Below are 19,688 nucleotides of genomic sequence, written 5' to 3' on the forward strand. Positions count from 1 at the left end.
GGTTTTTTATCGATTGGTTAAAAACTAAGGTTAACCCCAAATGTAAAATTGCGCATAATAGGGTAGTAGGCGCCGCTTGAATTGATTTCAGGATCCCATCCTTTTCTATAATTGCTTGCTGTCAATAGGTTTTCGGCATTTGCGTAAACCCTTAGACCCGACAATTTCCATTTGTTAAGGATGTGCTTAGGAATGGTATAACCCAATTGGATGTTCTTGAGCCGTAGGTAGCTCGCATCCAGTAACCAGTAGTCTGATAGCAGGGTATTTGGTGTGCCGGTATTTGGCAATTGTTCGATTCTTGGATATATGGCATTTCGATCGGGATTGGCTGCAGTCCATCTGCCGTCAGCTTGCCAGCGTTGGATATTGCCGTTTTGTGTCAACGCAAATCCAGCATAATTGTCCAATAAGCCTTTAACACCGCTTACACCTTGAAGAAGTATTCCTAAGTCAAACCCTTTGTAGTTCATCCCGATATTCATCCCGTAGGTGTATTTGGGGATACGTGATCCAATCACAGTTCGGTCGTACGTAGCGTCTACTTTTCCATCAGGTACTCCATCGGGGCCACTGATGTCCTTATATCGGATATCGCCTGGTTGCGGTTTGGGGTTGATGCTGGTTTGATTAGCATAGCTTGCAATATCTGCTGCGTCAACAAATAAGCCATCCGCCTGGTAGCCGTAGTAGGCTTGAATCGGGTAACCGATAAACAGGGTGGAACCATTTCCCACTAAGCCATTTGGTTGATTGATATTGCCGACACCCAAATCGACGACCCTATTTTTGACCGTAGAGAAGTTCAGATTAACGTTGTAAGAAAAATCATTTAATTTTTTTTGATGCCCTAGCGTAAATTCCCATCCTGTATTTCGAAGTTTTCCAGAATTTTGTACACCTACTTCAAAACCCAAAATTTTGGAAACACTAGAACCTGGGCTCACCAAAATATCGTAAGTATATCGGTTGTAATAGGTACTGCTGAATGTCAGTAAATTTTTAAATAAAGCCACTTCCACGCCCGCATCTGCCGTTCGGGTCGATTCCCAGCGTAGCGTAGGATCAACAATTGTGGTTCGAGCTACGCCTGGAGAAATAGTGTTTCCAAAGGGGTAATTATAACCCGGATTTAAAACATCCTGGTATGGGTAGTTGGAGACAACGCGCTGTTGGACATTATTGACAATATTTTGGTTACCGAGAACCCCATAAGATCCTTTGATTTTCAATTCGTCTATCCAACGATAGTGGTTCTTTATAAACGATTCTTCACTCAGTAGCCAACCTACTGCAATTGAAGGAAAAGTGGCATACTTTTTATCGGTTGGAAAACGGGAAGATCCATCGTATCGAACAACACCTTCGACAAGGTATTTCTTGGCATAGTTATATTGTACGCGTGCAAATAACGATTCCAATGCCCACTCAGTAGCTGTACCAGTGTTTTGTTGTCCATCTGGTGAACCTACATTTAACTCGGTAAGATCATTGCTGGGGAAATTCTGGCGGTAAGCGCTTAAACCTTCGCTGTAGCCTTTCTCGAAAGAATAACCGCCCAATATTTTCAGGGAATGTTCCCCGATCATTTTATTATAGTCTGCTAAGGCCTGAAACGTTTTATACGTTTCATAAGGAGCGGTTTGATTGAGGCTGGAAGGTCCTAGCGTAATGGAATTGTTGATCCGTTGTGATGCTCTGAAAAGTTTTGTGCGGCCATTCGTCTGCGTATAGCCCCCAATAGCGGATAAGGTCAGATCTGAAATCGGTTTCCAGTCGAGTCTTGCGTTTCCAGAGATATTGGATACTTTTTCTTTGTAGAAAGATTCGCTCTCCAGGAAGGATACCGGTGTCCCTTTCAAGTTATTCCCTGCGCCCCAGTCGCCATTGCTCAGGCGTATTGGGTATATGGCGGGATAGCGAATCACCTGAGAAATGATATCCGTCATCCGGGAGAAGTCAAGCGTTGCCGGTGCTGCAGGTTCATCTGTTTCGGTCTGAATTGCCGCTACCCGTGTCGTTAATTTGAGCTTGTCATTGAGGTTTGATATAAGATTGAGGCGAACATTGTATTTGTCAAAATTGTTTTTGATGACAATACCTTTTTGATTGAGAAAGCCAGCAGATAAGGTGTATTGTATTTTATCTGTGGTATTGGATATATTTAAGTTGTGGCCTGTTTGCGCCGCTTGGGACTTGAATGAACTGGTCAAGTAATTACTATTTGGATAGTTGTCGGGATCCGAGCCATCTTTAAATTTTTGGATCTCCTCTGCGGTGTAGCCTCCGCCGCCACTTGTGGTTTCATTGAGCAAGGAAGCGTACTCCCAAGAGTTGACAAATTCGGGGAAAGCTGTTGGTTTCTGGATACCGTAATAGCCATTGTAATTGACCGTTAATTTTCCACCTGTTGCCCCGGTTTTTGTTGTAACAAGAATAACGCCGTTGGCGGCTCTAGCTCCATATATGGCTGCCGAAGAGGCGTCTTTCAGTACCGAGATAGATGCAACATCATTTGGATCGATATCATTGAAGGAATTGGTGGGTATACCGTCGACTAAAATAAGTGCGTCGGTACTTGCACCGAACGAACCCACCCCCCGGATCTGGATGGTATTGTTTGCTGCTCCAGGTTGACCAGATCGCTGTATGACGGTTACACCGGGCATTTGACCTGTGAGGGCCTGCGCAAGCTGGGGGACAGTACGTTTTGCCAACTGCTTTCCGTCCACCTGCGAAACCGAACCGATTAATTCTTTCTTTTTTGTCGTACCATAGCCTACGACGACGACTTCCTCTAGTGCATCGACTTGTTGGCTAAGTTCAATATTTAGGTAAAGCTGGTTGGATAATGGGATTTCTTTGGTTTGGTAGCCGATCATTTTAATCACGAGTACGGCATTATTATTTGCTTCGATCTGAAAGTTACCGCTTTCATCTGTCGTGGTTGCTCTAGTCGAACCTTTTATCATGATCGTCGCACCCTGAAGCATTGTTCCTTTGCTATCGTGAACATTTCCTTTGAATGTGCGGGTTTGTTGTACTAACGTGTAGTTATTTGGAAGCTCATAAGTCGGATAATTTGTTTTTAACTTCGTTACGACAAGCATATTATCCTGAAAACTCCAATCGACAGGTTGGTCTTTTAAGAGAACCTGTATGGCTTTTTCTAAAGGCATATTACGAACCTGAGCCTCAATTTTAATTTCGGCAAGTTCTTTACCATTCAACAGAAAAGGGACGCCACTCTGTTTTTGGATGGTACGTAAAACCTGTACCAAAGACATTTTTTTGGCGTTAATAGTAATTGATTGTGCGTAGCTAGTTGCAGACAGCTTAACAACACATGCAAGGGTAAAAAAGGCACTAAGCTTCATTTTGGTCTTCCATTGCTTGGGTATGTTCACAGCAATTCGATTTCTATGAACAAGAAAATTAAAATTCATAAATTTGTTGAATTAGGGATATAATCTATTATTAAGCTGATTGGGTAAATCGGTCAAAAATGGAGATCGCTATTATGGCCGATTAATGTTCGTAGCATTGGTCGGCTTTTTTAGTATCTCGTTTGGTCTCCTTAGGTTGGTTTTCTCATAATTGTTGTTTTTGGGTTATTTTATGGATAATTGGTTAGTTTGAAACAAAGAGTTTACGAACTCCATTTTCTTGGATCAATTCAAATTTAATATGGCTACGCTCCAGGATCTTTAGGACTGCCGCGAGACTTTTCGTGCGTTTAATTTCGCCATATAAAAGTGTTTCTTTTATCGGTTGTGTGTAGATGATTTGCAGGTCATACCATTGACCGATCAGTTGTAGAGCAGTATGAAGGTCCGTTTCATTAAAATAGAATTTATTGTCGAGCCATGCGATGTAATTAGCGGGATCGACCGTTTTTTTAGATAATTGACCCGAAGCTAAGAGCGCTTGCTGATTGGGCTTGAGCTGTAACGTTTGCCCTTGCGCCGATAGATTGATACTCCCCTCTACAAGCGTTGTACTACTTTGGGATTTTGAATAGGTATTTACGTTGAATTCAGTGCCCGTGACTTCAATTTGTTGCCCGTTGGAAAGAACATGGAAGGGCACCTTTTTATTTTTTGCAATTTTAAAATAGGCTTCGCCGTCCACTTCAACAACACGTTTGCTTTTTGCAAAATGAAGCGGGTATTTAAGTGTTGTTTTTGCATTGAGCGTAATCTCCGATCCATCTTCCAGTTGGAGTTGCAGCATCGTGCCAGCAGGGGTGTTGACGGTGGCCATCAGATCTCCTTTTAAAGAGGCGTTTTGAAGGATAGTACCGTCTTCGTAGGTTAAATTGTCTCCTGAAACCAAGGCTCCTTTCTGACTCGATACCTGGAGTACTTTGCCGTTCGAAAGCCGTATTTCTGCCTGGTTGCTCTGTGCTTCTACGTCATTTAAGACGATTCGATTACTGACCGGTGCAACTTGTTTTCTAACCATGAAATACATCAAAGCTCCTAAGATTATGCTTATTGAAGCTGCTGCGTAGGGAAGCAGGTGTTTTATATTTCTGATAGGAGATGGTTTAACGGCAGAGGTCCGAATAGTTTCTAGGGTCTTTGCTTTTAACCTTTCGTTCCAATCCATTGTATCTGAAGCCTGAAGCTCGCTCCATTGATTCAAGTCATTTATCAAATCATGGTTATCCAGGAGGTCTTCAAAAAAAATACGATGTTCTGCTGATTCATCCAACCATAACTTTAAATCAGCCTTTTCACCGGACGTTAAGTTGTCGCCGATATACTTTATGATTAGTTGTTTGATATCATCAGTCAATCTCATGGTATATAATTTTAGATAGATACGTAACAGGGAGGATAAACCTTAGTAAAAAAGTGAAAAAATAATTAGGTGCCGCACGTCGACAAATATTAAGCTCCAACCGACCAATATCGTCAATACCACGCCCAATATTGCCTTGGCATTTATCTTTACGGATTAATTCGCATCTTTAAAGAAGATTATTGTTTTTACTTAAAGCTTGATGGTTAAAGGGATTTATCAGCTGTAACTTGTAAAAGGTTGGCGTTGAAATCAGTTTTGGGATTGCCGCTCCCCTCAGGAACTGGTCGAAATGAATTAAAGGGAATAGGAGGGAACGAGGAGTTCAGGCCTATTCGCCGCTTTGTTTATTTATTTTAAAATAGTGTGCTAATGAAAAGGAAGCTAAGTTTTATTTTCCTGCGAATTATAGGGGTTAGCGTATTGACGACCTTTGTCCTTACAGCCATACTTCAGGCAAATAATGATGCGGCAAAAAGAGCACGTTGCTACATGCCCTTTTTTACAGAATTGTTGCTTTCATTCGTGGCACTCTGTATTGCGATTGGTACGATATCTATTTTTCTAAATCTAAATAAGCAATTTAGAACCAGTAGGCTTGCACGGGCACTATCCTTTGTTTTATTGCCCGCCACTATTAGCCTATTGTTTTCGTCCTTTCTGATCCAAGCTGGCGGAGCATCCAATATATTTGAAATGCTCCACATGGCTGCAACCGTAGTTCCGGTATGGGGGCTGATTTTATGGCAATATAATAGATTTAATCATTGGCTGACTACTACGACTTACCAACATTAATTATAATGACAGCCATTAAAATCAGGAGTATGCCAAACCATTGGACCCCTGAAACAACTTCCTGTAAAACCAACATGGCAGATAGGGTTGAAACAGGGATCTCCAGACTTGAAATAATATTTCCCATCGCTATGCCGGTTTTTGGGATTCCTTTTGTAAATAGTAAGGGTGGAAGAATCGTTCCAAAAATGGCAATCAATAATCCCCAGGGTAATGCATTAGGTTGCATATACCGAATAATATCAATATTCCAAAATGCTACGATGAGCAGCAGTCCGCCTAAGACCAAGAATTGGCTACGTACCGGACTCGGCAGCTCTTTTTCCACTGTGCTTGAAGCATAAATTGCCAGCGCATAACTTATTCCCGCTCCGAAACCCAGTATTATTCCTCTGTAGTCAAGGTCATTATTGTTTTGGAAGAGATTGGTTGCTAAGGTCGTGCCGAGCAAAACAATAATAACTCCTGTTATCTTGCCTTTTGACGGAAACTTTTTCAACAGCACTGCTTCTGCCACCAAACTTATCCAAATGGATTGCATCAGTAAAATAATTCCAACGGATACGGGGATATATTGGATGGAGAGATAGTAAAGTGTTGTTGTTAGACCAAGGGAAATGCCCCAGACCATCAGTTTAATTTTTGATGAAAATTTGATGGCGTTATGTTCTTCTTCATTACGCTTTGATAACAGATTAAAGGCCAACAAAAAGAGAAAACCAAACATAAACTGCAGAAAGGTCAACAGACTTGTGTGTATCCCTAAATGGTTTGCATATTTCACAATTGTTGCGAGCAGTCCATAGCTGCAAGCGCCGGCAGCAACATAGAGTGTCGATTTATAGTCCTTCATGTTGAAAGTAGTTTTGAAATAAAGCCAACTGTTGTGATAGTGATTTGCTCCAATAAGCAGTATCGTGTCCTCCTTTTGATTCGATGTAAAGATGCTCGATGTTCTTGTTGGTCAGATGCTTGTGGAATGTACGGTTCATTTCCAGCATTTGCAGGTCTTCAGTTCCACAATCGAGGATATAGCGTTGTTTATTGTGCTTCATTTTATCTTCGTTGCTGTAGATGCGGTCTACATCGTTTAGATTTTTGAAATCGCCCAATACCTTGTCTACCTGATATTGCTGGTAAGCTTGTCCGAAGCGGTCGAAATCAAGTGCGCCGCATGAACTTCCGACGATCGAGAATGTTTGTGGATAGGCTATCCCGATGTGCAATGCTCCGTAGCCACCCATACTCCAGCCCAGTATTCCGCGCGCATTTCGGTTTTGTCGCGTCGGGTAGTGATGATCGATGTAATTGACTAGCTCATTTCCGATAAAAGTGGTGTACTGTGCATGTGGATCGATGGGACTATCTACGTACCAAGAGTTGAAATTTCCATCTGGTAGTACGTAAATAGTCTGAAATGTTTTTGCTTTTTGGATTAAGTCCGGAATGTCTTCTTGCACGGTACGGGTGGGGTTGCCGCTATAACCATGGAGAATATAAACTGTTTTATACTTGATCCCGTCTTGCATGTCGGGCGTAATTATAATGATTTCAATGTTTTTGTCCATTTTGGCACTATGGATATTTGTCTTAACGACTTTTTGTGCCGCCAGTGGTAGGCTAAGGGCAGAAAATAGGAGTGTGTATACTGTTTTCATAGCTTAAAATTTTGTCTCTATAAGGCAAAATTCAACAGTATAATCTTTAAAAACGTATACACATGTTGATGTAATTATTCTTTTAATTCCTTACGGATGCGACTTAATTGCGTGGGAGTTACACCGAGATAGGAGGCGATATGATGCTGCTTGAGGCGTTTGAAAAGTGCCTGATTCTTATGAAGTTCAAGATAGCGTTCCTTTGCAGATTCCCACTTGAGCTCGATTTCAAGTGGTTCTTTTTTGACCACCCAATTCTTTTCCAGGTAGGCTATCTGAAAGAGCGCCAAATCATGCTTTGTGCGGACAAGCTCACGGAAAGCCTTGGCTGAATACTGAATTAGTTCAACATCTTCGAGTGCAATGATGTTGAAGGTGCTCGGTCTTTCTTCAATGATGGCGGCGGTGGAAGCGCAAAAGCTATTTTCTTCAAAAAACATTTTGTAGATGATATTGCCATCAGCGTTTGATTTATAATAACCTAATAATCCTTTGCATATAAAATAATAGTACTTAGCATATTCTCCAGCACGTAGAATATGTTCATTTTTTTTGAACTGCTTCACCTGAAAGATAGTTTTCAAAATTTCTGTCGTAGCTGGGCTAAGCGCAGCATAAGTATTCATTTCGAAGAAGAGTTTTTCTATCATCACCATTGACTATTTTGTGAATGTCTAATCTGTCGATGTAACAAAGTTAGCGAAATGATCGCTTCAATCGTATTTTAACGGTTTTAAGTTGAAAACTAACGATTTTTACACTAGTCTTTGATGTAGTACTCGGTTCCATTCAGACCGACATAGATTTCCTTGTCGAGGTCGCCGCGATAGCCAATAAACAGCGGATACTGCTGTTCGCGTAATGGATTATTATAAAGCTCCTCAATATTCGCATACTTTGCTTTTACAATGATTTGATCAGTCTCACTATTTTTTATTCCCTTTAGTAAAGTGTTCTCACTGGTAAAATCTACGTAAGGTATTTCTTTTCTTTTGGGGCGGAAAATCAATTTAACTCCTTCCTCAATCAACTCCTTATTTTTTATGCGAAATTCCTGAATGGATTGCTCTTCCGGAAATAGTTGTTTTCCACTCTGGTTGTCTTTGATGTGTTGAAAGAGTGTGTTTTGATCTATGCTGTCGCTATAATAAACAGTTGAATTTTTGTACAGATAAATTGTTGTTTCACCTGTCTTAAAATCGGCGGCATTGTATTTATACACTCGTGTACCCATTTTATCGATACGGTAGCGTTCGCCATTGAATAGTACCCAAGCATAGTCTTCTGTTCCATATTTAATGATCTCGGGATTATTGACATGGAAAAGCTGAAAGTTATAATCAGCTTCGAAGAGTTCTGCTTTTTCAAAGAGTGCTTTTATCTTAATGTTTAGCGATTTGTCACAGTAACCATATAAGCTGTTCTGCATGAGTGTGGGAATTAAATCAGGATACATCAAATCCGTTGAAGCTAGTTTATCTTGGGCTGGGGAAGGTATACTTAAGAGGGTTAGAAGAAGTAAAACAAAATTTTTCATCCGTTGTGCTATTTAATGTGCGTAATAAAATTATCAAATTAAATCTGTTAAAAAATCAATGAAAATAGTGATTTTTAATCGTGGGAATAGATTTAGACATTGAATTACTTATATTCGGGTGTTAGCTGTTATTCCATCCGAAATTATTCATAAATTGATAAGGACAAAGACAATTCGCAGATAATCCTTAAGACAATGCTGATTTAACGTTAATTGCAAAAAGAATGAAACAAAACACACTTTTTTTAATGCTCATCTTTTTTTCAATTGTTGTTCAGGGGCAACAATTTGACAGTACCTATGGAAAACCATTGATTGTGCTCACTGAGACAAATCCTTGGGTAATGGTTATGGGGTCTGACATACCGTCATTTGCACTTTATGAAAATGGACAAATCATCTATAAGCAAGTCGAAAATAAGCAGTTGAAAATTTATGAAGTAACATTGGGGAAATCCGAATTAGAATATGTAATTAAGTCATTAGATATCACAGACGGCATTTACAAATTACCCCAATACATAGAAGTAAGCTCTTGGACAGATCAGCCATCAAATGAGTTAATTTTGAACATTGACTCAATTAAAATGATTAGTGTATATGGCAATATTGGGACAAAAGATGAAGACAGAAAAGCGGCACCTAAACAATTCTTGACTGTTTACGACAACATCAAAAAATATAAGAGTAAGTCTGCAAAAGAATGGTTACCAAACAAAATTGAAGTAATATTTTGGGACTATGCCTATGCGCCCAATAAACGGCCTTGGCTTTCGGGGTTTCCAGATTTAAATTCTCCTGCAACGGTGAAACGAGGTGACGATGAAAATACAATGTATAGCGTTTATATTGACAAAAAAGATTTTGAGGAGTTCAAAAAATACTATCTATCAATGGAGGAAAAGCAAGCAGTGGAAATCAATGGAAAGATGATGGCGATTGATTACCGATTACCTTTTCCAAATTTAGAGTAAACCCGGCCGACCCTTCTTTCGAATCCTAATAGCTTTAAAACAAGAAAAGCTAATCTTTCGATTAGCTTTTTTCTTTGTGATCCCGCTGGGATTCGAACCCAGGACCCATACATTAAAAGTGTATTGCTCTACCAGCTGAGCTACGGAATCTTACTTCTTTGTTTTTGAACTACCGTTCCTTGTTTGAAGTGATGCAAAGATAGGGTTAATCCCTATTCCACGCAAGTATTTGTGCGATAAAAATGCGCTACGGCTGTTTAGGGCTTCATTTTTAGTGATTTATTTTTTTATTTAGGACAGAAATTCCCGGTCTTCATCCGATAATTGGGACTTTCTGTCGCTGTTTTCTTCTTCCGATTCGTCTATTTCTTCCTCTTCATACGCCCGTTGTTTCTTTTTTCCGATTTTCAATAGGGATACAAATACAATTCCCGCAATAAAAAAGGCCAATAATAGCTTCCATAATGCCACTTGTGATTCCCCAAGAAAATTGAGCTGCACCGATTGCGGATTTTTGACACACATCACTGTGATGATAACCGTTATCAAGATTAAAAAGATATTACGCATGTTACTGTAAACTATATGTCGTTATTCTAACAGCGAATATAGGGAATATCTGTTTTTAATCGATATCGATCTTTGCACGATTTAAGCGTAAAGAATTCAAGATAACCGAAACGGAGCTGAAACTCATTGCAGCGGCAGCGATCATCGGGGACAGGAGAATTCCGAAAGAAGGATATAGAAGCCCAGCAGCCAATGGAATCCCAAGTATATTATAGACGAAAGCGAAACCCAAGTTCTCCTTAATATTTCGGAGCAGTTTTTGGCTCAGCACCTTTGCTTTGGCTATTCCGATAAGGTCTCCTTTCAGCAAAGTGAGTGAAGCGCTTTGTATGGCAACATCGGTACCTGTGCCCATGGCAATGCCGATATCGGCTTGAGCAAGGGCAGGGGCATCATTGATGCCATCACCAGCCATAGCCACCACATGTCCTTTTTGCTGTAACGCATGAATTTCCTGCAATTTATCTTTGGGCAAGGCATTGGCTTTGAAATGCTTGATGCCAACTTGATCAGCCACAGCCCTTGCTGTATGGATATTATCTCCCGTCAGCATAACGACATCGACTTTATGCTGTATAAGATATTGGATTGCGCGCTTCGAAGAGGCCTTTATTTGATCTGAAATACTAAAATACCCCAATAAGCTACTGTCTTTTGCCAGAAAGGATACTGTCTTTCCATGGGATTGTGCAGTTTCGGCCATCTGCTTCATATCGTGAGGGATTGCTATGCCGATAGACTCCATCAACAATTGATTGCCCAGTGCTATGCTATGTCCAGCTATATTTCCCTTGATTCCTTGCCCGGCAACATTTTCAAAATCGGAAACTGCAAGGTCCGTTTTACTATTTTCCTTTTTTGCCCTTTCAATAATAGCATGGCCCAAAGGATGTGTGCTATTGGCGTTTAAAGCGGCAGCCAAAGACAATATCTCGTCTTTGCTGCTTGACGAGTTTGGCTGAATATCATCAACGGTGGGTTTTCCTTCGGTGATGGTACCTGTTTTGTCTGTTAGAACCACATCCACTTGGTTCATTTTTTCCAGCGCACTTGCATCTTTGATCAGGATCCCATGTTTGGCCCCTTTGCCGACCCCCACCATGACGGACATCGGTGTAGCGAGTCCCAAAGCACAGGGGCAGGCGACAATAAGTACGGCAAGTGCATTCGCAAAGCCGAACGCTAAGGAAGCAGAAGGAACCCAAAGCCACCAGGTAAGAAATGTTAAAATTGCAATGATTATGACAATCGGAACAAATATCTCAGATACTTTATCCGTTAACCGTTGAATGGGAGCTTTGCTTCTGCTCGCATCATTGACGAGTTGAATGATCTGAGCCAGTAGTGTGTCCGAACCGATACGTTCTGCCTTCATGAGGAAACTGCGGTCGCCATTGATTGTTCCCGAACTAACATGATCTCCTTCCTGTTTTTCTACCGGAATGGGTTCACCCGTTAGCATGGATTCATCAATGTTACTGTTGCCATCCGTAATCTGTCCGTCAACGGGGATTTTGTCCCCGGGTTTTACTTTGAGTATATCTCCGAGTTGAATTTGATCTATGCCAATTTTTTTATCTATTCCATTTTCTACGCGCGTAGCTTCGGAAGGGCTCAGCTTGATCAGCTCTTTGATTGCCGAATTGGTTTTGGAATGTGCTTTGGCCTCCATCACCTGGCCTAATAATACCAAAGTCAATATGACGGTAACGGATTCGAAGTAAAGGGCAATGTAGCCATGGTGATTTTTTAATTCAGCAGGGAACACCTGCGGAAAAAATAGGCCAACCAAACTATAGGCAAACGCAGCTCCAGCACCAAGTGCAATCAGGCTAAACATATTAAGGCGCCAGGTTTTGAAAGATACCCAGCCCCGTTGAAAGAAAGACCAACAGGTATAAAAAACGACCGGCAGGGATAAAACCAGTTGTATCCAGCCAGACCAGCTGGGCGAAATGATTTTACCTATTGGATTACCGGGAAGCATTTCGCCCATGGAAAGTATAAAGATCGGGACCGTAAATAGGATAGAGATCCATAATTTCATGCGTAGATCACGATAGGTATGATCGTCGGCCTCATCATTCCCATTGGCTATAGGCACAAGGTCCATACCGCATATAGGGCAATTTCCAGGATGATCTTGTACAATCTCAGGATGCATGGGACAGGTATATTGGAGGTCTGTCTTTAACATGGGGATCTTTTCCAGATTCATGCCGCATACCGGACAGTTTCCGGGTTCGTTATAGCGTTTGTCGCCCTCGCAATGCATCGGACAATTGTATTGATCAGCGGATGTGTAACCATGTGCTTTGTCAGCTGAAGATATTGTCTGTGATTGATGTACCGTAGCATTTGACTGCGCGGAATGATTGTGTTGCTGTTTGTGTTGGATATGCGAGGTCGCTGCGTGCTCAGTATGCAGCTTATTTTTAATTGCTGTTTCTGCATCGAGCTTCACCAAATGCATACCACAGATCGGACAATTTCCTGGTTGGCTGTACGTTTTTTCACCTTCGCAATGCATGGGACAGCCATATCTCTCCGATGCTTGTGCTACAGTGTGTTGATCGGACTGTAAATTACCCTGATGCTTATGTATTTCACTGAGCTGATAAGGACCTAATTTTGATATGATTTCCTGTAATTGCTGTAACGGAATATGTTTCTGGGATGTTACTGTCATGCTTGGCGGGTTTAAAGTTACCTCGGCATGAACCCCAGGAAGCTCATTCAATGCATGTTCGATTGTGGTTCTACATCCATCACAGGACATTCCCGAAAGTGTATAGTGGTGTTGCATAGCGTTGTCTTTGTTGCCTAAAGTTAAACGTTATATCGAGGTGATTTTTACACTTTTACCGGGTTTTCTTGTAAAATTTCCCGTTGATAATATGTGCTTCCGGTTTGCTCTCATTTTCTAGGTCGAACCAGCTTTATAGTCTTCGGGAGACGGTATGTGATGTAAAAAACAGCGAAACTACGCTATGATAAACACAATCGAGCGATGTTTTGTTTGCTCTGGGGTAGGTATGGGATAGGGGAATTTCCCTTTTATTAAGCCAGTAGCATTACTTGGGGATGTTTGATCAAGGTATTGATGGTTATTTGTTCTTTCAGAACTGCTTCGTGAAAAGGCGCCGGGATCATCAATTTGAATGTTTTTCGGGCGGTTTTTACCAGGAAAAGAGCACCGTGAATCACTTGCTTATCGTCGATGATCAACGTGTGCTGTGTTGCCGGCTGATTGCCTAATTTTTCTTTTTCGATGAGTTGTATAAGTTGTTGCATTGTATCAAAATATTTAGCCAAAATTACCAAATACTTAGCATTTATTGTTTTTTTTCTAATCGTTGCTATTTGAAATTTATCCACTGCTTTCAACCTTTTATTATTTTTTTAATAGCTAATAATCGTTTTAGCAAAGAAGAGTTTTCAAAACATAGCGCAATCGATTGCGTATTTAGTCTGCTAAAATGCTAAATATGAGAAGGATGTGTTTGCTAAATTTTATTTAACTTTTTTAGCTTTGTGCAACAAATATCCAATAAAACAACATTATGAGTGGTATAACTACACTAGGTCAATTTATCATTGAAAAACAGGCCGATTTTCCGTATGCTAAAGGGGAGCTTTCTAGACTACTGCGCGATATTGGAATCGCAGCAAAAATTGTAAATAGAGAGGTTAATAAAGCGGGATTGGTCGATATTTTAGGCGATGCAGGCCAGGTCAATGTGCAGGGCGAGGGACAAAAGAAACTGGATGTTTATGCCGATGAGCAGTTTATCAAAGCGCTTCAAAGTGGGGGAGAATGCTGTGTAGTTGCCTCAGAGGAACATGAAAATCCCGTGTATATCCAATCAGGGGTTTCCAAAAATGCGAAATATATTGTTTGTATTGACCCGCTGGATGGCTCAAGCAATATCGATGTTAACGTATCTGTGGGGACGATTTTTTCCATTTATCGACGAATTTCTGATACGGGTGTTTCCTGTAATGGCAATGATATTTTACAGCATGGAACGAAACAGGTCGCTGCAGGTTATGTAATCTATGGTAGTTCAACCATGTTGGTGTACACAACAGGAAAGGGCGTAAACGGATTCACATTGGATCCTTCGATCGGCGAGTTTTGTTTATCCCATCCTGATATGAAAATTCCGGCTTCGGGTCAAATTTATTCGATTAACGAAGGAAATTATTCCAAATTTCCAAACGGCGTTAAGCAATATATCAAATATTGCCAAATGGAGGACAGTGCAACGCAACGCCCCTATGCGTCAAGGTATATCGGCTCAATGGTCGCCGATATTCACCGCAATCTCCTCAAAGGGGGCATCTTTCTTTATCCAACGACTTCTGCGCATCCTAATGGTAAACTAAGATTGATGTATGAGTGCAATCCAATTGCCTTCATCATTGAGCAGGCAGGGGGTAAAGCTTCGAATGGATCTCAGCGTATACTAGATATTGAGCCAAAAACTTTGCATCAGCGATCAGCAGCTTTTTTGGGTAATACCGATATGGTGGAATTGCTGGAAGATTTCCTGAAAAAATACAGTGATTGATTCTGTAGTGATTCAATGACAGGTAAGATTCTTTAGACAATAAGAATTATTTATCTTTGTCCTCAGAAAATGGCTTCATTATTGCGAAGCCATTTCTTTTTCACGATTTGTAATATGTTACGATTTTTAGTTTTTATTTCATTTGTTTCAGTAGTATTTTTTTCTTGTAAAGATAATCCTCCGACTTATGGCGATGTGTTGGCGAAAGAGTTTGAAAATAAGTCCTATAAGGATTTTGACACAGCAGCTTATGTAAAAGTCTTCCGTGAAGTGTATGGCAAGGAAAAATCTCAATTGGTTAATCCGAGCTGGATGAAGGAATTATCGGATTCTACTGAAGGGATGACTTTAATTGCCGAACACCTTTTTGATGGTAGTATCGACACCATGTTAACGTACTTTGAGCGGAGTGATGCACATGGTATTCGAACTAGTTATTTCCATACAACTGCGATTAAGGAAACATTATCTTCACTTCGAAAACTGAAAAGCAAAGATGTTGCTGAAGTTTATCCCTTATTGGCCAAACTTGACTTATTGAGTACTGACGGGCTCGTGGCTTATATCAGCAGCATAAAATATGGTGTGGTCAACCCCAAACGCCTTTATGGACGATATTTCGTTCCTCAAAAGCGTATGAGCTATGGCAAAGTTGTACAAATGCTGGATAGTGTAAAAATTGGAACTGTGTTGACCGATATCCAACCTAAAAATCAGTATTACATCAAATTTCAGGATTTATTGGAAAACGGGAACCTAAACAGTGCACAACGAAGCCAGGTGTTAATGGTATTGGAAAAATTGCGCTGGATGGGAGATGCTTTTCCGGAGAAATATGTATTTGTGAACATACCTGAACAGCGTTTACATATTATGGAAGAAGGGAAGACAAGTCAACTGATGAATGTGTGTGTAGGTGAAACAGATAATCCGGCGTATACACGGAAAGGTGAGAACCACGAGACGCCTGTCATGCAGGGGGTCTTGGATGCCATGCAAGTAAATCCTGTATGGAATATTCCAAGTAGTATTGTCAAGAAAGAATTATTGTCAAGCGTTCGAAACAATCCAAACTATCTGGCATCGCGCAATATGGTGGCTTATTACAAAGGTAAACAAGTGGACCCTGCAACGGTCAACTGGAATTCGGATTCTGTGGAGAATTTTCGTTTTAAACAAAATCCTGGTTCGGATAATTCATTGGGGAATGTGAAGTTTTTGTTTGAGAATCCCTATTCCATTTACCTGCACGATACGCCTGCAAAACAAATGTTTGGGCAGAGCAATCGCGCTGTCAGCCACGGTTGTGTGCGTGTTGAAAAACCCGTTGATTTGGCGTCATACCTTGTCAATAATGAAAAACAGGCCGAAAAAATTGCAAAAGAAATTACGACAGATTCGATCTCAAAATCACGTTGGGTAACACTTAAACGGCAGATGCCAGTTTATATCACCTACTATACAACCTGGTTGGATGACGAAGGGAAAATCGTTACTTATCCGGATATATATGGTTATGATCCGCGTTTGAAGGAAGCGTTAAAGAAATATTGGATAAATTAATCAAAAAGGCTTAACTCATTTAGTTAAGCCTTTTTTATCGCTAGTATTCAGAGTTGTAGGCTAGTGCTATCCGGACAAAAGGATAGTCTTTGTTGACATTGTTATGGTCTTGATAATGACCTTCCAATCTAAAGTAACCGGAGTAAAGGTTGACACCGAAATTTTTCCAGATACGCATTGAAGCACTTGTGGATACCGCGTGTAGAAAATGGTGGGATTTGTTGCCACTGATTGTGACAAAATATCCGCCACGATAATCTACACCAAATTTAAAGCGGTTTAATGTGCTCAATGTGGCTGAAGCCCTAACATCGGCCCCGGGGCCATAATCGTATGTGCGGCTTTCACCAAAATGGAGATAAGGATCGGGTACAGCGGCCAGTACCACTGGACCACCACCAAGGATGGTTGTCAGCTTGGTACGGCTACCAATATTGAAGTTTGAAAAGACATTGTAATTGATGCTCTGTGATCCATAGTAAAAGGCTTCATTGCGTAGAAAGTCGAAATGCGCAGACACGATACCACGATGACGTCCTGTTAAATTGGATAAAATACGGTTACCGTATAACGAGGCATACACATTGACCGCATTGACGATGGAACTATCATCTGATCCAAGTTCCAAATTGAGGAAGAAGTCATCAAAGGGTTTCTTTTTGTCTAGATCATCGTTGGTGTAAATCAGTTTGATACGCGCATAGATGTCATTCTTTCCTTTATTCAAGATATCATGTTCCTTGGCATCAAACCGTCTTAGCCCCAATTCAACTTCGGTGTGTACTAAAGAACTGTCGACCACCGCACCTTTTACTTTATCTCCCCAGCGCCCGTCGAGCAGACGGTTGAGTCCGTTTATCGGATTGATCAGCATGGCCAATAGTTCTTTTTTATTACGTTGTCCTTTGGTCAGACTCGGGCGCGAAAGAATATGATGCGATAGTCTATGGGTCATTTCACCTAAAATAGTACCACCAAAACTTGTGTTGATGATATCATTGATGGATGGTGGTTCTGTTTCACCTGCAGTTTCCCAGATATAGCTACCAGCTACGGTTGCTGCTGTCGATTGTAGAAAACTATAGTTGTTGGATCGGAACGAATTGAAATAAAACTGACCGTGATAAGGGTGCGCCATTTGATTTGTGGCAAAGAGATTGTCGTCCCAGGTCCAGGCAGACAGTTTTAAATGGCTAAAGAAGTTTTTAAAAGAAATATGCGAAACAGGATCTTTTCGAATGAAGTAATTAACCGAAGCAGGAATAGCTTGGATGGAAAACCACTCAATTCCCGCCCTTAAGAAGTTCTTCTTTTGGTAATCGAATAGACTGTCTGTTTGTTTTACGTTGATAAGATGATTGTTCCAATGTCGTTGTTGCCCATCGTGGTACATGGGATATTTTTCGACAGGTTTCGCTCGAAATAGGCTATCTGAAGTCATTAAGGAGTCTCTAGCTGGTAGGAATGCAGCCTTACTAGGCCCTATACTCCCGAGCTGGACAAGCAACAAAAAGATACATATTAAAAGACTATAATGACGTTGGTTAATGCGTTGTTTGATCGAAATGAACATACTGTTTTGCGATAAAATTTGTAAAGAATAACAAATATAGGGGAAAAGTGTTTGTGTGATTAGTACCTTTGCGGCAATTATCCTGTTCTAGTAATTTAAAAATGAACCATACCTTTGAAATATTCAATATAAAATCGATTAATCTTAAGAATGAGTTGTTTGCAGGATTAACGGTCGCAATGACAATGATTCCGGAATCGCTCTCATTTGCAATTTTAGCCGGGCTACCACCGTTGACGGGACTTTACGCAGCATTTTTAATGGGTTTGGTGACCTCCATTTTGGGAGGTAGGCCAGGGATGGTATCCGGAGGTGCTGGCGCAACAGTGGTTGTATTGATGGCCCTGGCGGCAAGTCACGGTATTGATTACCTGTTTGCTGCTGTCGTCTTGGCGGGGCTCCTGCAATTTTTAGTCGGGCTTTTTAAATGGGGGAAATTTGTACGCTTGATTCCACAGCCTGTTATGTACGGTTTTTTAAACGGACTGGCCATTATCATTTTTATGGCTCAAGTAGTCCAATTTAAGGTGAATACCGGGCAGGGGGCTGAGTGGATGTCGGGAAGTACCTTATACATCATGGGGGGATTGACTCTGCTGACGATGTTGATTGTGATTGGATTTCCGCGGATAACGAAGGCTGTTCCGGCCTCTTTAATCGCTATTCTGGTTGTATTTGGCCTAGTTTCTCTTTTAGGTATTGATACCAAAAAAGTCGTCGATATTGCCTCTGTTAGTGGGACATTGCCCCATTTACATTTACCTCATGTACCGCTGAGCTGGGAAACATTGCAGCTGATTTTTCCGTATTCTTTGGTGATGGCTGGAGTAGGGTTGGTGGAGTCGCTTTTGACACTGAACATGGTGGACGAAATAACGGCGAGTAAAGGAAATGCAAACCGCGAATCCATGGCGCAGGGGATAGCCAATACAATCAATGGATTTTTTGGGGGAATGGGTGGATGTGCCATGGTTGCTCAAACACTGGTCAATTTAAATGCTGGTGCACGCACGCGGCTTTCTTCTTTTATTGGAGCGATGACCATCTTAGTGATTATTTTGGTAGGTGCTCCTTTTATTGAGCAGATACCCATGGCCGCGCTGGTCGGTGTGATGATGATGGTAGCCATTGGAACCTTCCAATGGGTGAGCTTACGTATTGTGAATAAATTTCCCAAATCAGATATTTTCGTTGGGATTATTGTTGCCGGAATTACCGTGGTTTTACATAATTTGGCACTTGCGGTGCTTATTGGTGTAGTGGTATCGGCACTTGTATTTGCCTGGGATAATGCGAAGCGCATTCGGGCAAGAAAATATTTGGATGCCGAGGGCATCAAGCATTATGAAATCTATGGCCCTCTTTTCTTTGGTTCGACAGCTAATTTTTTGGATAAATTTGATGTTTTGGAAGATCCCGAGCGCGTGATTTTAGATTTTAAGGAAAGTCGTGTGGTGGATATGTCCGCCGTGGATGCACTCAACAAAATTACCGAACGCTACGCTGCACAAGGGAAAAAAATCGAATTGTGGCACCTCAGTGAAGATTGTCGCTCTTTGTTAAAAAATGCTGCGGGCATTGTGAAGGTCAATATCATGGAAGATCCAACCTATCGGGTCATGCCGGGCAAGTAGA

15 protein-coding genes and 1 tRNA gene are annotated in these 19,688 nt (G+C 41.1%); 5 read left to right on the plus strand and 11 right to left on the minus strand.

All coding sequences use genetic code 11. The annotated features are described in order from the left end of the window. Positions 1-17 precede the first annotated feature (17 nt). Together ACLCDV_RS09900 and ACLCDV_RS09905 are read right to left on the minus strand one after the other, a co-directional pair. Entirely contained in the window at positions 18-3,287 is a 3,270-nt protein-coding gene (locus ACLCDV_RS09900; RefSeq protein WP_411973562.1) for a SusC/RagA family TonB-linked outer membrane protein, read from the minus strand. A gap of 343 nt (positions 3,288-3,630) precedes the next feature. After that, positions 3,631-4,806, minus strand: a complete 1,176-nt coding sequence (locus tag ACLCDV_RS09905) for a FecR family protein (RefSeq protein ID WP_333575460.1) — start codon at positions 4,804-4,806, stop codon at positions 3,631-3,633. A 372-nt stretch (positions 4,807-5,178) separates the two neighbouring features. On the opposite strand from ACLCDV_RS09905, the gene ACLCDV_RS09910 reads away from it, so the two are divergent. Continuing rightward, positions 5,179-5,604: a hypothetical protein gene (locus ACLCDV_RS09910; protein ID WP_411973563.1), complete on the plus strand. Its 426-nt coding sequence runs from the start codon at positions 5,179-5,181 to the stop codon at positions 5,602-5,604. Here the strand turns inward: ACLCDV_RS09910 and ACLCDV_RS09915 are convergent. The 4 genes from ACLCDV_RS09915 to ACLCDV_RS09930 form a co-directional block, all read right to left on the minus strand. Beyond that, the gene (locus ACLCDV_RS09915; protein ID WP_317667387.1) at positions 5,585-6,457 is read right to left on the minus strand and encodes a DMT family transporter; all 873 of its coding nucleotides are present in this window, start codon (positions 6,455-6,457) and stop codon (positions 5,585-5,587) included. The genes ACLCDV_RS09910 and ACLCDV_RS09915 overlap by 20 nt on opposite strands. Then, positions 6,444-7,262 (minus strand): alpha/beta hydrolase, encoded by an 819-nt coding sequence (locus ACLCDV_RS09920; RefSeq protein ID WP_411973564.1) that lies wholly within the window; start codon positions 7,260-7,262, stop codon positions 6,444-6,446. Before ACLCDV_RS09920 ends, ACLCDV_RS09915 begins: the two co-directional genes overlap by 14 nt. A gap of 74 nt (positions 7,263-7,336) precedes the next feature. Further along, positions 7,337-7,912: a Crp/Fnr family transcriptional regulator gene (locus tag ACLCDV_RS09925; RefSeq protein WP_317667385.1), complete on the minus strand. Its 576-nt coding sequence runs from the start codon at positions 7,910-7,912 to the stop codon at positions 7,337-7,339. Between the two features lie 110 nt (positions 7,913-8,022). After that, positions 8,023-8,799 carry a hypothetical protein gene (locus ACLCDV_RS09930; protein ID WP_317667384.1) on the minus strand — a complete coding sequence of 259 codons (777 nt, stop codon included), beginning with the start codon at positions 8,797-8,799 and terminating at the stop codon, positions 8,023-8,025. 224 nt (positions 8,800-9,023) lie between these two features. Between ACLCDV_RS09930 and ACLCDV_RS09935 the strand changes: the two genes are divergently transcribed. After that, positions 9,024-9,773 (plus strand): hypothetical protein, encoded by a 750-nt coding sequence (locus ACLCDV_RS09935; protein WP_317667383.1) that lies wholly within the window; start codon positions 9,024-9,026, stop codon positions 9,771-9,773. 77 nt (positions 9,774-9,850) lie between these two features. Here ACLCDV_RS09935 and ACLCDV_RS09940 read toward each other — a convergent pair. The 4 genes from ACLCDV_RS09940 to ACLCDV_RS09955 all read right to left on the minus strand — a co-directional run bounded on the left by ACLCDV_RS09940 (position 9,851) and on the right by ACLCDV_RS09955 (position 13,637). After that, positions 9,851-9,923 (minus strand) — tRNA-Lys (locus ACLCDV_RS09940). 141 nt (positions 9,924-10,064) lie between these two features. Then, entirely contained in the window at positions 10,065-10,343 is a 279-nt protein-coding gene (locus tag ACLCDV_RS09945; RefSeq protein ID WP_411973565.1) for a lipopolysaccharide assembly protein LapA domain-containing protein, read from the minus strand. Between the two features lie 55 nt (positions 10,344-10,398). Beyond that, the gene (locus ACLCDV_RS09950) at positions 10,399-13,149 is read right to left on the minus strand and encodes a heavy metal translocating P-type ATPase (RefSeq protein ID WP_411973566.1); all 2,751 of its coding nucleotides are present in this window, start codon (positions 13,147-13,149) and stop codon (positions 10,399-10,401) included. A 254-nt stretch (positions 13,150-13,403) separates the two neighbouring features. Beyond that, entirely contained in the window at positions 13,404-13,637 is a 234-nt protein-coding gene (locus ACLCDV_RS09955) for a hypothetical protein (protein WP_411973567.1), read from the minus strand. A gap of 269 nt (positions 13,638-13,906) precedes the next feature. Between ACLCDV_RS09955 and fbp the strand changes: the two genes are divergently transcribed. Together fbp and ACLCDV_RS09965 are read left to right on the plus strand one after the other, a co-directional pair. Next, positions 13,907-14,917 (plus strand): class 1 fructose-bisphosphatase, encoded by a 1,011-nt coding sequence (gene fbp, locus ACLCDV_RS09960; RefSeq protein WP_317667298.1) that lies wholly within the window; start codon positions 13,907-13,909, stop codon positions 14,915-14,917. A gap of 114 nt (positions 14,918-15,031) precedes the next feature. Continuing rightward, positions 15,032-16,480: a L,D-transpeptidase family protein gene (locus tag ACLCDV_RS09965; protein ID WP_411973568.1), complete on the plus strand. Its 1,449-nt coding sequence runs from the start codon at positions 15,032-15,034 to the stop codon at positions 16,478-16,480. Positions 16,481-16,520: 40 nt separating this feature from the next. On the opposite strand, the gene ACLCDV_RS09970 is transcribed toward ACLCDV_RS09965, so the two are convergent. Next, the gene (locus ACLCDV_RS09970) at positions 16,521-18,053 is read right to left on the minus strand and encodes a DUF3943 domain-containing protein (RefSeq protein ID WP_317667295.1); all 1,533 of its coding nucleotides are present in this window, start codon (positions 18,051-18,053) and stop codon (positions 16,521-16,523) included. Between the two features lie 101 nt (positions 18,054-18,154). Between ACLCDV_RS09970 and ACLCDV_RS09975 the strand changes: the two genes are divergently transcribed. Next, positions 18,155-19,687, plus strand: coding sequence for a SulP family inorganic anion transporter (locus ACLCDV_RS09975; RefSeq protein WP_411973569.1), 1,533 nt, complete (start codon positions 18,155-18,157; stop codon positions 19,685-19,687). Position 19,688 lies beyond the last annotated feature (1 nt).

The organism is Sphingobacterium sp. Lzh-3, from assembly GCF_046764375.1.
GTDB lineage: Bacteria > Bacteroidota > Bacteroidia > Sphingobacteriales > Sphingobacteriaceae > Sphingobacterium.

Coding starts and splice junctions, on each gene's coding strand:
- ACLCDV_RS09935 (WP_317667383.1), top strand. CDS start 9,024: ATGAAACAAAACACACTTTTTTTAATGCTCATCTTTTTTTCAATTGTT.
- ACLCDV_RS09905 (WP_333575460.1), bottom strand. CDS start 4,806: ATGAGATTGACTGATGATATCAAACAACTAATCATAAAGTATATCGGC.
- ACLCDV_RS09900 (WP_411973562.1), bottom strand. CDS start 3,287: ATGTCTTTGGTACAGGTTTTACGTACCATCCAAAAACAGAGTGGCGTC.
- ACLCDV_RS09920 (WP_411973564.1), bottom strand. CDS start 7,262: ATGAAAACAGTATACACACTCCTATTTTCTGCCCTTAGCCTACCACTG.
- ACLCDV_RS09955 (WP_411973567.1), bottom strand. CDS start 13,637: ATGCAACAACTTATACAACTCATCGAAAAAGAAAAATTAGGCAATCAG.
- ACLCDV_RS09925 (WP_317667385.1), bottom strand. CDS start 7,912: ATGATAGAAAAACTCTTCTTCGAAATGAATACTTATGCTGCGCTTAGC.
- ACLCDV_RS09950 (WP_411973566.1), bottom strand. CDS start 13,149: ATGCAACACCACTATACACTTTCGGGAATGTCCTGTGATGGATGTAGA.
- ACLCDV_RS09910 (WP_411973563.1), top strand. CDS start 5,179: ATGAAAAGGAAGCTAAGTTTTATTTTCCTGCGAATTATAGGGGTTAGC.
- ACLCDV_RS09930 (WP_317667384.1), bottom strand. CDS start 8,799: ATGAAAAATTTTGTTTTACTTCTTCTAACCCTCTTAAGTATACCTTCC.
- ACLCDV_RS09965 (WP_411973568.1), top strand. CDS start 15,032: ATGTTACGATTTTTAGTTTTTATTTCATTTGTTTCAGTAGTATTTTTT.
- ACLCDV_RS09915 (WP_317667387.1), bottom strand. CDS start 6,457: ATGAAGGACTATAAATCGACACTCTATGTTGCTGCCGGCGCTTGCAGC.
- ACLCDV_RS09945 (WP_411973565.1), bottom strand. CDS start 10,343: ATGCGTAATATCTTTTTAATCTTGATAACGGTTATCATCACAGTGATG.
- fbp (WP_317667298.1), top strand. CDS start 13,907: ATGAGTGGTATAACTACACTAGGTCAATTTATCATTGAAAAACAGGCC.
- ACLCDV_RS09970 (WP_317667295.1), bottom strand. CDS start 18,053: ATGTTCATTTCGATCAAACAACGCATTAACCAACGTCATTATAGTCTT.
- ACLCDV_RS09975 (WP_411973569.1), top strand. CDS start 18,155: ATGAACCATACCTTTGAAATATTCAATATAAAATCGATTAATCTTAAG.